Source organism: Moritella dasanensis ArB 0140 (assembly GCF_000276805.1).
Lineage (GTDB): Bacteria > Pseudomonadota > Gammaproteobacteria > Enterobacterales > Moritellaceae > Moritella > Moritella dasanensis.
Window position 1 is genome coordinate 48,138 of record NZ_AKXQ01000028.1, and the last position, 15,507, is coordinate 63,644.

12 protein-coding genes and 1 pseudogene are annotated in these 15,507 nt (G+C 39.3%); 9 read left to right on the forward strand and 4 right to left on the reverse strand.

The genetic code is table 11. The features are described 5' to 3' along the window. The first annotated feature begins 250 nt into the window (after positions 1 to 250). Entirely contained in the window at positions 251 to 1,135 is an 885-nt protein-coding gene (locus A923_RS0118740) for an alanyl-tRNA editing protein (protein ID WP_017223231.1), read from the forward strand. A gap of 104 nt (positions 1,136 to 1,239) precedes the next feature. Here A923_RS0118740 and A923_RS0118745 read toward each other — a convergent pair whose 3' ends face one another. Together A923_RS0118745 and A923_RS0118750 are read right to left on the reverse strand one after the other, a co-directional pair. Beyond that, positions 1,240 to 1,695, reverse strand: coding sequence for an L-alanine exporter AlaE (locus A923_RS0118745; protein WP_017223232.1), 456 nt, complete (start codon positions 1,693 to 1,695; stop codon positions 1,240 to 1,242). 307 nt (positions 1,696 to 2,002) lie between these two features. Continuing rightward, entirely contained in the window at positions 2,003 to 2,827 is an 825-nt protein-coding gene (locus A923_RS0118750) for a DUF2797 domain-containing protein (protein WP_017223233.1), read from the reverse strand. Between the two features lie 344 nt (positions 2,828 to 3,171). Between A923_RS0118750 and thrS the strand changes: the two genes are divergently transcribed. From thrS to ihfA, 8 genes are all read left to right on the forward strand, one after another. Continuing rightward, entirely contained in the window at positions 3,172 to 5,106 is a 1,935-nt protein-coding gene (gene thrS / locus A923_RS0118755) for a threonine--tRNA ligase (RefSeq protein WP_017223234.1), read from the forward strand. After that, positions 5,103 to 5,645: a translation initiation factor IF-3 gene (gene infC, locus A923_RS0118760; protein WP_083849991.1), complete on the forward strand. Its 543-nt coding sequence runs from the start codon at positions 5,103 to 5,105 to the stop codon at positions 5,643 to 5,645. Before thrS ends, infC begins: the two co-directional genes overlap by 4 nt. 84 nt (positions 5,646 to 5,729) lie before the next feature. Then, the gene (rpmI, locus tag A923_RS0118765) at positions 5,730 to 5,924 is read left to right on the forward strand and encodes a 50S ribosomal protein L35 (RefSeq protein WP_017223236.1); all 195 of its coding nucleotides are present in this window, start codon (positions 5,730 to 5,732) and stop codon (positions 5,922 to 5,924) included. 27 nt (positions 5,925 to 5,951) lie between these two features. Next, complete coding sequence (gene rplT, locus A923_RS0118770; RefSeq protein WP_017223237.1) at positions 5,952 to 6,308, forward strand: 50S ribosomal protein L20; 357 nt, start codon at positions 5,952 to 5,954, stop codon at positions 6,306 to 6,308. A gap of 310 nt (positions 6,309 to 6,618) precedes the next feature. Then, positions 6,619 to 9,507 carry an EAL domain-containing protein gene (locus A923_RS0118775; protein WP_017223238.1) on the forward strand — a complete coding sequence of 963 codons (2,889 nt, stop codon included), beginning with the start codon at positions 6,619 to 6,621 and terminating at the stop codon, positions 9,505 to 9,507. Between the two features lie 90 nt (positions 9,508 to 9,597). After that, positions 9,598 to 10,581 carry a phenylalanine--tRNA ligase subunit alpha gene (gene pheS, locus A923_RS0118780; RefSeq protein WP_017223239.1) on the forward strand — a complete coding sequence of 328 codons (984 nt, stop codon included), beginning with the start codon at positions 9,598 to 9,600 and terminating at the stop codon, positions 10,579 to 10,581. Positions 10,582 to 10,595: 14 nt separating this feature from the next. Continuing rightward, a complete protein-coding gene (gene pheT / locus A923_RS0118785; protein ID WP_017223240.1) occupies positions 10,596 to 12,983 on the forward strand; it encodes a phenylalanine--tRNA ligase subunit beta in 2,388 nt (795 codons plus the stop codon). A gap of 3 nt (positions 12,984 to 12,986) precedes the next feature. Then, a complete protein-coding gene (gene ihfA, locus A923_RS0118790) occupies positions 12,987 to 13,280 on the forward strand; it encodes an integration host factor subunit alpha (RefSeq protein ID WP_017223241.1) in 294 nt (97 codons plus the stop codon). A 131-nt stretch (positions 13,281 to 13,411) separates the two neighbouring features. Here the strand turns inward: ihfA and A923_RS0118795 are convergent, their stop codons facing one another. Together A923_RS0118795 and A923_RS0118800 are read right to left on the reverse strand one after the other, a co-directional pair. Next, positions 13,412 to 14,971 (reverse strand): SulP family inorganic anion transporter, encoded by a 1,560-nt coding sequence (locus A923_RS0118795; protein ID WP_017223242.1) that lies wholly within the window; start codon positions 14,969 to 14,971, stop codon positions 13,412 to 13,414. A 155-nt stretch (positions 14,972 to 15,126) separates the two neighbouring features. Further along, positions 15,127 to 15,507, reverse strand: a pseudogene (locus A923_RS0118800) (ribonuclease E); the annotation flags it as partial.

Below are 15,507 nucleotides of genomic sequence, written 5' to 3' on the forward strand. Positions count from 1 at the left end.
TGTCCCCATTTAAATTAAACTGCATTACAGAAACGTTCTTCACTATCAACTCATTTTATTCACCTCGCTGGTGGCGATTTAGTCAATGCTCAAAACCTCTATATTTTAGACCATCATGCATAAGTGTTAATAAATGGTGGCAAACTTTAAATCTGCATATAACTTCGCCACTATCTAATGCATCAGCAAATATTGAGTGTAAGTGGTATTATTCCCGTTATTAGTATTCTACTGTTTGAAAGGAATTTAAATGTCTGAAGTTTTAACTCATCAAGTACTCCCTACCAAGGTACTTTTTACCCAAGAAATCACCCAATCTTTAACTCAAGTTCAATGGGTTGAACAAACAGACACAGGTTCTTATGTCGTAACTGAAAATACACCTTTCCACCCAGTTAGCCATATTTGGCCAGATCATCCTGCGGACAAAGGTTTCTTGGTATTGGCTGGTACTAAATACGCTGTGATTGATTGTCTTACTGGTGCGTTTGATATTGAAAATAACAAATTACACGTAGGCGCAGATATTCCAGTGAAACGTGGTGAAGCAGGTTGGCATTTTGTTGTTGTGCACGAGTTAGCGCTTGATGCAGTGATAAACCTTAGTGATGATGTTGAATTGATTGTTGATGCAAACTATCAAACTGCATTAAGTCGCGGACACAGTGCTGGTCACTTAGCCTCTTTTGCATTAAACAAAGTACTTGAGCAAGCTTACTGGCGTAAAGATGCATCGCGTAGAGATGCGTTAAACAGCCGTGATTTTCATTCGTATGCACAGGAATTAAGTTTGGTTTCTGAAAACCAATCAACTGATACTTACCGTTTAGGTAAAACGCTGAAAAAACGAGGACTTAATGTCGCAGATATGCTGGCAGACCTTGCGCTTATCGAAGCTAAAGTGAATGATGTGTTGGCAGCCTGGCTTGCGACGAAAGCGCCAGTAGTCATGAAATGCGAAGGAGAGCAGCTTACAGACTCTCGCTTTTGGTGTTGCGATTTAGGTAAAGGTGAGAGTATCACCATGCCTTGTGGTGGTTCACACGTTCAAAGTTTGGCGGAATATAACGCGGTTAAGATTGTATTTACATTAAAGTCTGAACAAGAGTTAGAAATGATCACAACGGCAAGCTAGTGGGTTGTGTGAAATAGTATCGTATATAGAATAAAATCAACAAAGGCGCATTATCTGCGCCTATATTTATTTTTATGTTGTGAGCGAACTATCGGTAGAGCTTATTAAGCACTCATACCGGCGTTGTAACCGGGTACGCGAAATAGCTTACGACACAAATCAAGGAACTGACCGTAAAACACACCAACAAAACAAGATACAACCGCGTTGCTTGATACTGCTGTTACGATCTGAGCTAAGTCAGCACCGACAGATAATAAAATTAAAGCATAAACCGGCGATTGGAAAGAGACATACGCAAACGTATCACCAAACTGTTTGGTTAATTTATGCTTAACTAACCTACCACCGGTTTTAATAATATAATCACGATACAAACCATAAGGGTATGCAATCGCGATGTTCACCGGTATTGACACTACACGAGAAGCTAAAGATCGTTCAAACGACATCCCAGAGACAAAAATCTCAATCAACATTCCCACAACAAAACTAAAAATGACCATTGCGAATGTATCAGCTGCGGCATTACGTACGCAGAAAGGGGTTTTAACTTGCACTTGCTTATCTCCAAGTAGATTAATATGTCACATAATTATAAGTATCCACCATCTATAAACTGGATGCTTAACGATAGGCGGGATATGTGGGTATTAAATCACGTATTAAGCAGTTTTAATCACTTTTGTTCTATCTGTTTTTTAATTTTTAATATATTAAATACTGAAAATGTATGAAAAATAGAACATAAATGCTGGGGAATAGAAAAGAGGTGCGAATTAGTGTGATGTAGTTCAAATTACTGACCGAAGTTTGCGGTCAGTATCGCGTAAGTTGGCTTTGCTTGTTGACAGCTAGGTCAAGTAATTAAGCTGTTAAGGTGATTTCATAGCTGGTGAATTTACGTATGTTTATCACACCCGTATCAAAAAACAGGTATTGGCCTTTAATGCCTTGTAATATACCGGACACAACCGGTTCTTTATCAAAATTGTGCGAGACAATTTTTGTTGGATGCTGAGTAACAGGGTAGTTAATCGTTACAATCTCTTCTTCAAGTTCTTCAATTGCATCTAAACCAAACATCATTTCGATGTTACCTAACTGTTCTTCTATTAAAGGCATTAAACGAATTGCTTCAGCTTTTAAATCAAGATCCGCATTTTCACCTTTGAGCATTGTACGCCAATTAGTCTTGTCACCAATGAATTCAGCCAGTGCGGTTTCAACTAGTCCAGAAATCTGTCTGGTTTTAACTTTAAAAATGGGCAGGCCCTGTGTCGCACCCTGATCAATCCAACGGGTTGGTAATTGCGTATGGCGGGTGATACCAACCTTTAATGACGATGTGTTAGACAGGTAGACATAATGGTCAGTCATACAAAAATCATCAGCCCATTCAGGTTGACGGCAAGTACCGTGCTCATAATGGCATGTTTCTGGTTTCATTATACACATGTCACAACTGGCTAATTTACGTGTACAAACAAAGCAGTGGCCTTGTGAATAGCTTTTCTTGGTTTTCTTACCGCAGTTCGAACAATGTATGTTGCCGGTGTGCGTCAGTGTGAGTGATTTACCGATAAATTCGTTTAACGGAATAAGGGTATCGTCGAGTGGTAACTGGTAACTCACACTGCTATCTGCATTAAGAGTTGAAACCATTTTACTGATATGGCCTGTGTATGACATTTTAAATATTCCATTGCTGATGAAATTATAGGACTTAGTTGCGTTGTTGATTTACGGATTTATTCTTATATAAGACGGATAAATTCAGGTAACATCAACAAAAGCCGTGTAATTATAATGTAATTCTATATAATACTTGGTCTGAAATTTCTTTCTAGTTATAGTTTTTACTTTTAGTAATTCAATTACAAAGGGTTCGAACTCAAATTTCAGTTTTAGTCATGCGAGAGGGTCTTTTGTACTCCTCATTTAGCTAAAATTCATTATCGCATGATGTGTTGTTCACATCATTAATTTATGCAAACGCTGCATCGTAGGCAGCATCACTGCAAAAAGGATATAAAATGCCTGTTATTACTCTTCCAGATGGCGCTCAGCGTCAATTTGACAACCCAGTATCTATAATGGATATTGCCGCAGACATCAGTTCTGGTCTTGCTAAAGCGTGTATCGCTGGCCGTGTTAACGGTGAACGTGTTGACGCATGTGACTTGATCACTGAAGACGCTGCAATTGAAATCATTACTTCTAAAGATGCCGATGGTTTAGAGATCTTACGTCACTCTTGTGCGCATTTACTTGGTCATGCTATTAAGCAATTATGGCCAAACACCAAGATGGCTATTGGTCCTACCATTGATAAAGGCTTCTATTATGACGTCGAAATGGAAGAACCAATTAGTGAAGCTGATTTAGCTAAACTAGAAAAGCACATGACCAAACTGGTTAAGACCAACTATCAAGTAATTAAGAAAGTTGTATCTTGGCAAGAAGCGCGTGACACGTTTGAAGCACGTGGTGAAACTTATAAAGTAGCTATCTTAGACGAGAACATCGGTCGAGATGAAACACCTGCTTTATACCATCACGAAGAATACATCGATATGTGTCGCGGTCCGCACGTACCAGTAATGAAGCATTGCCAGCATTTCAAATTAATGTCTGTTGCCGGTGCATACTGGCGTGGTAACTCTGACAACAAGATGTTGCAACGTGTTTATGGTACAGCTTGGACAGATAAGAAAGAGCTTAAAGAATACCTTCAACGTCTTGTTGAAGCTGAAAAGCGTGATCACCGTAAAATTGGTAAGCAGCTTGACCTTTACCATATGCAAGAAGATGCTCCGGGCATGGTGTTCTGGCATAATGATGGTTGGACGATTTTCCGTGAGTTAGAAACGTTCATTCGTGAAAAACTACGTGATTTTAATTACCAAGAAGTGAAAGGTCCACAAATCATGGATCGTAGCTTATGGGAAAAATCAGGTCACTGGGACAAATATGCAGACGGTATGTTCTGTACGCATTCGGAAAACCGCGAATACGCGATTAAACCAATGAACTGTCCTGGTCACGTACAGATTTATAACCAAGGTTTAAAATCTTATCGTGATTTACCATTACGTATGGCTGAGTTTGGCTCATGTCACCGTAATGAACCATCAGGCTCGTTACATGGCTTGATGCGTGTACGTGGTTTCACACAAGATGATGCACATATCTTCTGTACTGAAGACCAAATACAACAAGAAGTATCTGATTGTATTAAGATGGTTTTCGAAACGTATGAAACATTTGGTTTCAAAGATATCGAAATTAAACTGTCAACACGTCCTGATAATCGTGTAGGTAGTGACGAAACTTGGGATAAATCAGAAAAAGCACTTGCTGATGCATTAACGGCAAGTGGCCTAAGCTATGATATACAAGAAGGCGAGGGTGCGTTTTACGGACCTAAAATTGAATTTACCCTACATGACTGTTTAGATCGTGCATGGCAGTGTGGTACAATTCAGCTAGACTTCTCAATGCCTGAGAAATTAGGGGCGGAATATGTTTGCGAAAACAATGGTCGCGACACTCCAGTTATGATTCACAGAGCGATTTTAGGATCTCTTGAGCGCTTCATTGGTATTCTAATTGAAGAATATGCTGGTCTTTTCCCTACTTGGATATCACCTGTTCAAGCTGTTGTAATGAATATAACAGACAAACAGGCTGTTTTTGCTACAGAATTTGTAGAAAAAATGAAGAAAATAGGCATTAGAGCAAAATTAGACTTGAGAAATGAGAAGATAGGCTTTAAAATCCGGGAACATACTTTGAAACGTGTGCCCTATCTTTTGGTTATCGGCGATAAAGAAGTCGAATCAGGAGAAATTGCAGTTCGTACTCGTAAGGGCGTTGATTTAGGTACTATGAAGTTAGATGACTTTATTAGTAAATTACAAACCGAAATCAATAGCCGCGGTAAAACAACTTTGGAGGATTCGTTATAAAAGGCGGAAAAAAAGGTCAACAACAGACGGCCAGACAACATCGTATCAACGAAGAAATTCGTATACCAGAATGTCGCTTAAACGGTGCTGACGGTGAAGTAATCGGAATCGTATCTATAAGAGATGCTCTTGCTAAAGCAGAAGAGTTAAGTTTAGATCTTGTAGAAATTAGCCCGAATGCCGAGCCTCCTGTTTGCCGTATAATGGATTACGGTAAATTTATATACGAGAAAAGTAAGTCTGTTAAAGAGCAGAAGAAAAAGCAAATTCGTGTTCAGGTTAAGGAAATAAAATTCCGTCCTGGTACCGATACTGGCGATTATCAGGTAAAACTACGCAACCTGACTCGCTTCCTCGAAGAAGGTAACAAAGCAAAAATTACGCTGCGTTTCCGAGGTCGAGAAATGGCGCACCAGAGCTTAGGCTTTGATCTTTTAAATCGTATTAAAGAAGATTTAAAAGAAATAGCTGTCGTGGAGGCTTTCCCGAAAATGGAAGGTCGTCAAGCTGTGATGGTGTTAGCCCCAAAAAAGAAATAGTAGGTGCTACCAAGTAGTATAAGTGTTTGAACACTTATGCTCGCCTTATTATTATTCATTAATATTCAACAATGCGGAGTTATAATGCCTAAGTTGAAATCGAATAAAGGCGCTGCAAAGCGCTTTAAGAAAACCGCTAATGGTTTTAAACGCAAACAGTCTCACCTACGTCATATTTTGACCAAGAAGAGCACTAAACGTAAACGTCACCTTCGTGGTACGACAATGGTTGCAAAGTGCGATGTTGCATCCGTTAAACGTATGCTTCCATACGCTTAATTTTAGATATAAAAGAGGAAAATAGTTATGCCTAGAGTTAAACGCGGTGTTGTTGCACGTGCTCGTCACAAGAAAGTTTTAAAACAAGCTAAAGGTTATTACGGAGCTCGTTCACGAGTTTACCGTGTTGCCTTCCAAGCAATTACTAAAGCTGGTCAATATGCTTACCGTGATCGCCGTCAACGTAAACGTCAATTCCGTCAATTATGGATTACACGTATTAACGCTGCTGCACGTCAAAATGGTATGTCTTACAGCCGTTTCATTAATGGCCTTAAACACGCCTCTATTGAAATCGATCGTAAGATCTTAGCAGACATTGCTGTATTCGATAAAGCGGCATTTACTGTACTAGTAAATAAAGCAAAAGAAGCAGTTGCATAATTAATTATTAATTAAGTAACGGTTATTAAAGGGAGGCTTGAGCCTCCTTTTTTAGCATCTGGGATTTGATTAAATACAACGAGCTATCACTAGCTAATGCTAATACCTACAACCAATCCAACGATTTCTACAGTTAACTAATACTGATATCTACAACTAACCTATACGACTACCTACAAATAAATAATACGACTGACCTATAAAATAGGTATAAGCACCTGTCTACAAAGCCTTCTATATACTTGCATAATGCTTTTCTGTAATATCAATTCATCAATTTAAAATAATTTTGAGATAGATATTCAAATCCATGCATTATTTATTATCTTTACTCCTGCTCAGCGTTTTTAGTCTAAATATTACTTTTGCAAAAGCAGAAGGAATCGTCATCGATTCAGATTTTGAAGTTGGCCGTCTGGGCTTAACATCAAAATATTTTGAGGATAAAACCAATTCGTATACCTTTGATTATTTGTCACAGAGACACTCTGCTATCCCCTGGGTTAACAGCCATAAAGCGCATTTTAACTTTGGGTTTTCGGACAGTGCGTTCTGGTTTAAAGGCGAGGTAGTTAATAAAGCGGGCGTTGAAAAATATCTCATTATCGATTTTGGTGATTCGCTACTCGATAGGATTGACCTGTATTTGATTCATGATGACGGTAGTTCAATTGCAAAAAAGCTAGGTACTCGTCGTCAATACAACGATAACATGTCCAACTTAACATTTTCTACCGGATTTAAGATCGCTGCTGGCGAAACCGTGCATTACTTTATACGTGTTAAAACAAGTGCATTTTTACAAACACCATTAAAAATTTGGAACGCGAAAGATTTTATTGGTGAACAATCACAACATAAATTAATGGTTGGTATGTTTATCGGTTTATTCTTGATGATGATATGTTACTTGACGTTTTTGTATATTCATCTTAAAGAAGCGCGATTGGTACAATACATTGTCTTTATTATTTGTTATTTATTAGTTATATGGATAATAGAAGGTTTTGGATTTGTTTATAAAGTCGATTTTATAGCGCAATATTATGATTCGTTAATCGTGGTGTTAATGGGTATTATTGGATTAAACCTCTGTTTATTTGCACGGCAACTGCTTAAATTAAGATACCGTTATTGGTTTGCACTATCGACGAAAGCGTTAATTATCTGCTCCTTTATTGTCATGTTAAGTCCGTTATTATTCTCATTTAAAATCGGTATTATATTAGTCTCTGCTTTAGCGTTGGGCATTACATTATTATCGATCGTATGCGGTTTATTTTTTATACGTGATGAATCTAGAAGTGTCCGCTTTTATGTACTGTCGTTGGTCTATTTTATACTTGGTATTGATTTACACATATTGACGCGATTCGGGTTGCTTAGCGAGTTTGAATTTGCAGATTATGTTTCAGCCTTTTCGGCATTAATTATACTGGTATATTTATGCTGGAACTTCGCCAAACAAATGGCCCATGACAGAGTGGCTAAAAAAGACGTTGAGAAGCAAATAACGTCGGTTAATGAGCGTTATTATAGTGTGTTTCAAAACGCGGCAGAAGGCATGTTTACCACATCAATCGACGGTAATATATTAGCCATTAATAAATCGATGTGTCGGATATTAGGTTTTATTAATCTTGAGGATATGAATAAATCGGGTCATTTCAAAGCCGATGAGTTTTACGCGGACCCAAACCTGCGAGACCAAATAATCGAGAAGGTGCGTATTGAAGGCGAGGTTAATAGCATCGAGATGTCCGGACATGATCGCTATGGCGAAGTATTCCATGGTGAGATGAATATGCGCTTAAATATTCAACCAGATATAACGGTTATTGATGGTTCATTTGTTAATACGACAAAGCGTACACAACATGAAATAAAACTTGAATCTATTGCTAAATATGATCAACTAACAGGATTAGTCAATCGCACACACTTTGAGAATCTTGTTGGTGTGTCACTAGAAAGTAATCGTTCGGTACTCGAAGATAATATTTTATTGTATATGGATCTCGATCAGTTCAAATTGGTTAACGATATATGTGGTCACGATGTCGGTGATTCATTACTGAAAAAGATTACCGTTGTTGTAAAATCATTTCTTGATGATAACGCTATATTGGCGCGCCTTGGTGGTGATGAGTTTGGTATCCTGCTGAATCACACAAACTTTGATGATGCTCTCGAAGTCGCAGATACTATCCGTTGTGGGATCGAAGATTTTAGGTTTACGCACAAGGGACGTCACTTTGTGCTGGGTGTTAGTATTGGTATAGTAACCCTTGATGAGTCAATTGAAAATTTTTCTCAAGCATTAAGCCTCGCTGATACTGCCTGTTTTACAGCAAAAGAGCAGGGACGTAACCGTGTTCATGTGTATAGTAAATGCAATGACGTCATGTTGGGTCATCAACGTGAAATGCGTTGGATTGGTGTATTACGTGAAGCGTTAGACGCAGACCGTTTCGAACTCGCATTTCAAACGATCATGCCATTATCAACGGATATTAAAGAAGGTTATCGTTACGAAATACTGCTCCGTTTAAGAGATGAAGACGGTAATTTACAATCGCCGAGTGAATTTATTGCTGCCGCTGAAAACTATAACTTCATGACCCAGATAGACCGTTGGGTTGTTAAAAATTACTGTCAATGGTTATCGTCTAATCCAACACACCTTGCCAACCTGAGTTCAGCGTCAATCAATTTATGTGGTCAATCTTTAGTTGATAGAAGCATGCATACTTATATCGAAAATACGATAATAACGTATGGGATACCACCTGAAAAATTATGTTTTGAAATTACCGAAAGCCAGGCCATCATGGATTTTGATCAAACGATTTTGTTCATGAATAAATTTAAAGCATTAGGGTGTCGTTTTAGTTTGGATGATTTTGGTAGTGGTTTTTCTTCGTATAGTTACATTAAGCGATTGCCGATTGATCAACTTAAAATTGATGGCTCATTTGTCGAGAATATCGAAACAGATAACATTGATTATACTATGGTTAAGTCATTTAATGACATCGCAAGGGCGGTTAATATCAAAACCGTTGCCGAGTATGTTGAAAATGAAAACATCAAAAATATACTATCAGGAATCGGCATTGATTACGTGCAAGGCTATTTAATAGCCAAACCTCGACTTTTAGTCGATTTTGTTGATAATGAACAACTTGATTCAGCTTAAGGACTAGCACTTCAGCTTAATTTTGAGTAAAATCATCCATTACTGAATGAATCTATTCACTTTTCCTGCCAACAGGGTGATAAGAAAAACATGCAACACCTCAAAGAAATAATAGTACAGGCCGTAGAAGCCGTAGCAAACGCAACTGATCTCGCAACACTAGATGCTGTTCGTGTTGAGTACCTGGGTAAAAAAGGTATTTTGACTGAACAGATGAAAACATTAGGTAAACTGCCTCCAGCAGAGAAACCTAAAGCTGGTCAAGCAATCAACATTGCGAAACAAGAAGTTCAGAAAGTCATTAACGAGAAACGTGATGCATTTCAACAAGCTGTTTTAGATGCTAAATTAGCAGAAGAAATGATTGATGTTACTGCACCAGGTCGTACAAACCCAATCGGTGGTCTACATCCTGTAACACGTACTATCGAACGTATTGAATCATTTTTCGGTGAACTCGGTTTCGCTGTCAAATCTGGTCCAGAAGTTGAAGATGATTATCACAACTTTGATGCATTGAATATCCCTGAGCACCATCCTGCTCGTGCGGATCACGATACATTTTACTTTAATCCGAAATTAGTACTTAGAACACAAACGTCTGGTGTACAGATCCGTACGATGGAAGTGGAAAAACCACCTATTCGTATTATCTCGCCTGGCCGTGTTTACCGTAATGATTACGATCAAACACACACACCAATGTTCCATCAAGTAGAAGGTCTATTTGTAGACGAAAAAGTAAGCTTTAGCGAGCTGAAAGGTGTGTTACACGATTTCCTAAACAACTTCTTTGAAGAAGATTTAGAAATTCGTTTCCGTCCTTCTTATTTCCCATTCACAGAAACGTCTGCTGAAGTTGATGTTATGGGCAAAAACGGTAAATGGTTAGAAGTGCTAGGCTGCGGCATGGTTCACCCTAACGTATTAACGTCTGTTGGAATCGACCCTGAAAAATACTCTGGCTTTGCCTTTGGTATGGGTGTTGAACGTTTAGCGATGCTTCGCTATGGCGTTAACGATTTACGTTCATTTTTCGAAAATGATTTACGTTTCCTCAAGCAGTTTAAATAAGATAGGACACTAAAATGAAATTCAGTAATGAATGGTTACAAACTTGGGTTAAACCAGGGCTAACAAATGAAGAGCTAGCGCATCAAATTACGATGGCTGGCCTTGAAGTAGACGGTATTGATGCCGTTGCTGGTGATTTCACTGGTATCGTTGTAGGTCATGTTGTTGAATGTGGTCAGCATCCAGATGCAGATAAATTACAAGTAACTAAAATCGATATTGGTGCTGAAGAGTTAATCGACATCGTTTGTGGCGCTGCTAATTGCCGTGCAGGACTAAAAGTTGCTGTTGCAACTGTTGGTGCTGTATTACCAGGCGATTTCAAAATTAAAAAAGCAAAACTACGTGGTCAACCATCATTCGGAATGCTTTGTTCTGAATCAGAAATGGGTATGGCTGAATCAGCAGAAGGTATCATTGAATTACCAGCTGATGCAGTACCGGGTACTTGTATCCGTGAGTTCCTTGGTCTTGACGATGTGACTATCGAAGTTGATTTGACGCCTAACCGCGCAGATTGCTTAAGCATTGCAGGTATTGCTCGTGAAGTGGGTGTATTAAATAACATCGCTGTAACGGCGCCTGAATGGACTAATGCAACGGAAACAAGTGCTGAAACGGTAAGTGTTACTGCCACTGCCACTGAACAATGTCCGCGTTACCTTGGTCGTGTGATCAGTAACCTTGATATGACTGCGAAAACACCGCTATGGATGGTAGAACGTCTACGTCGTTGCGGCACACGCTCAATTGACCCTGTTGTTGACGTAACTAACTATGTATTGTTAGAACTCGGTCAACCAATGCATGCATTTGATCTTGCAACATTGACTGGTGCGATTAATGTTCGTCTTGCTAATCAAGATGAAAAATTAACGCTGCTTGACGGCAACGAAGTTAAGCTAAACGATAATACGCTTGTCATTGCTGATGACTCTGGCGCTATCGCAATGGCTGGTATCTTCGGTGGCGAAAAAACAGGTGTAACGGCTGCAACTAACTCTATCTTATTAGAGTCTGCATTCTTTAGCCCGCTCGCTATTACTGGTCGCGCTCGTGCGTACGGCTTGCATACAGACTCTTCACATCGTTTCGAACGTGGTGTTGATTCTGAGCTGCAATACCAAGCGATGGAACGTGCAACACAGTTGATCGTTGAAATTTGTGGTGGCGATGTAGCACCTGTTGTTGATGTAACAACTGAAGCTACTTTACCGACACATGCACCAATCAACTTACGTCGTCATCAATTAGATAAAGTAATTGGTTTCCACGTTGAAGATGCGAAAGTAACTGACATTTTAAACACATTAGGTCTAGCACCTACGTTTGAAAATGATACTTGGACTGTGACGTCTCCATCATTCCGTTTCGACATCGAAGTTGAAGTTGATCTGATTGAAGAAGTTGCACGTGTATTTGGTTACAACAACATCCCAAATGTTGCACCTGTTGCGCCATTGAAGATGACAGACCATAACGAAGCGACATTACCTGTTCGTCGTATTCGTGATTTAATGGTTGACCGTGGATTCCAAGAAGCAATTACATATAGCTTTGTAGATCCTAAACGTCAATTGTTATTACACCCTGAAGCAGACCACCTCACATTACCGCACCCAATTTCGATTGAGATGTCTGTAATGCGTGTAAGTATGTTTACAGGCTTGGTTGAAGCTGTCGTGGCTAACCAAAAGCGTCAACAACAACGTATTCGTTTGTTTGAAACGGGTCTTACTTTTATCAAAGATGAATCAGTTGAAAACGGTGTACTGCAAGTGCCTATGCTTGGCGCTATTATTGCTGGTACAGCGAATGCTGAATCTTGGACTCAAGAAAGTAAAGCGGTAGACTATTTCGACCTTAAAGGTGATTTAGATGCGTTATTAGACCAAACCTGTAATACCGATGAATTCGTGCTTAAACGCGCAAGTCATCCTGGTTTACACCCTGGTCAAAGCGCTGAAATTTTCTATGCTGGACGTTCTGTTGGTCATATTGGTGCAATCCATCCTTCACTAGAGAAGAAGTTAGGCCTTAATGGTTCAACTATTATTCTAGAGATCGAACTTGCAACGTTAACTGCTCGTAAATTACCGCAAGCTGCTGATGTTTCTAAGTTTCCTGCTAACCGTCGTGACATCGCAATGATAGTTAAAGACGACATTAATGCTGGTGATGTACTTAACTTTATCAAAAAAGTTGGCGCGAATCAGTTAGTTGGCATAAACTTGTTTGATGTATACCAAGGTACAGGTGTTGTAGAGGGTCATAAGAGCCTGGCAATCAGCTTAACCTTACAAGATATCTCACGCACCTTGGAAGAAAAAGAAATATCTGAAGCAGTAAGTAATATTGTGGAAGCTGTTTCATCTGAATTCAATGCATCCTTGAGGGATTAATTTATGGCACTAACCAAAGCTGATATTGCAGAAACATTATTTAACGATGTTGGTCTGAGTAAACGTGAATCGAAAGAAATGGTAGAAGCTTTCTTTGAAGAGATTCGTTTATCTTTAGAAGTTAACGAACAAGTTAAAATATCTGGTTTTGGTAATTTTGACCTACGTGATAAAGGGGAGCGACCTGGTCGTAATCCTAAAACAGGTGAAGATATACCAATTACAGCACGTCGCGTTGTGACTTTTAAACCAGGTCAGAAATTGAAAGCGAAAGTAGAAACTATCGTAAAAGATTAACGTTTCACAGATAATAAAAAACCGGCTAATGCCGGTTTTTTTATGCCTGCTATAAAATAATCTTTATTGCATTGGCAGATATTTTCTACCCTACAACATAACGATATGCAGTAGGGCAGGTGTTAGACGAATTACCCGCCTAGTTTATCTGATGCAATATGATACTCAGGATCTTCAATTAAATTTACTTCAATCATGTCGCCTGCACGTTTCATTAATTGTTTACACTCTAATGAAAGGTGACGAAGGTGTAATACTTTACCTGCCGCAACATAACGTTCAGCCAGTGTATCAATCGCTTCAATTGCGGAATGGTCACAAACACGTGAGTTAGCAAAATCAATGATCACATCTTGTGGATCTGCTGTAATCTCAAATAGGTCTAAGAAGTGACTAACTGAACCAAAGAATAGCGGACCGTTAACTTTATAGACTCTACTACCAGACTCTTCTATTGTTTTTTCAGCATTGATATGTGATGCGTGTTCCCATGCAAAACGTAACGCAGAAACAATAACACCGATGATAACTGCAACCGCTAGATCGGTGAACACAGTAACAACCGTCACAAGCACAATAACAAACGTATCTGCTTTCGGGATCTTGCGGATCACGCGGAAGGTTGCCCATTCAAATGTACCAATCACAACCATGAACATAACACCTACAAGCGCTGCTAGTGGGATTACTTCAATAAGTGATGAAAGGAAGAGGATGAATAGTAATAATGAAATAGCGGCTGTAATACCCGATAAACGACCACGGCCACCTGAATTAATGTTGATCATTGATTGACCAATCATCGCACAACCACCCATAGCACCAAAGAAACCGTTTACGATGTTTGAAGCACCTTGTGCCACACATTCCTGGTTACCTTTACCACGTGTACCAGTCATTTCATCAATAACGGTTAATGTCAGTAGCGATTCAATCAAACCAACTGCCGCAAGGATTAATGAATAAGGTAGGATGATATAGAGAGTTTCAAGCGTAAATGGCACACTTGGAATACTGAATGATGGTAACGAACCTGAGATCGTTGCGTTGTCATCACCTGTCATCGCGCGCACAAAATCAACAACCGTACGTGTATCAAGACCCATGTAGTAAACAATGAGCGTCACTGCCACGATAGCAACCAGTGAAGATGGTACTGCTTTTGTTAACTTAGGCAGGAAGTGAATGATTGCCATTGTAAGCGCAACAAGACCTAACATGAGATACAACTGTGAGCCTTGTAACCAAGTAAGATCACCGTTACCGTCAATGAACTTAAATTGACCTAATTGTGCCAAGAAGATAACAATTGCAAGGCCGTTTACAAAACCCATCATCACTGGATGGGGAACGATACGAATGAACTTGCCGAGTTTGAATACACCTGCGAGTACTTGCAGTAAACCGGCAAGTACAACGGCAGCAAATAAGTATTGCACACCATTCTCTGCGACGAGTGAGACCATCACAACAGCCATTGCACCAGTTGCACCAGAAATCATACCTGGGCGACCACCAAAGATAGCGGTAATTAAACCAACCATAAAGGCAGCATACAAGCCTACTAAAGGCTCTACACCAGCTACAAAAGCAAATGCTACCGCTTCAGGCACGAGTGCCAGTGCAACGGTTAAACCAGATAAAACATCATTTTTAACTGATGCCATGGAGTATTTTGGAAATTCAAACATAAATTATAAGTTACCGAGTTGTCATTAATGAATAAAATATAAAAGGATCATGCAGTGTTGACATGATCCTTTATTAAAAAATAGAAAGTAAAAATATTTAAACAAGTACTAAAAAAGCCGCATAATATGCGGCTTTTAAATTTAGCTAATCGTTATTATTTAGCTAATGTGGTTGGCGATTTACTTTGTGATGATGCAAATTGACTACCACCAGGTCCTGCCGCCACATCAACCGATGGGCGTTGAACAACACCAACTTTAGCAACAAAGTTACTTGTTGATGGTGCAACCTGTTGAGGTTTTGCCATTGCAACGGTGAAGTTGGTTTTCTTAGACGTTGTACCTTGTGCTTGTAGTGCAGCAACAGGTGTTACGTCGATAGCTTTATAAGCAACAGGCGCTTCAGTAACTACAGGTGTTTCAGCAACAACTGGCGTTTCAACAACAACTGGTGTTTCAACAACAACTGGCGTTTCAGCAACAACTGGTGTTTCAACAACAACTGGCGTTTCAACAACAACTGGCGTTTCAGCAAC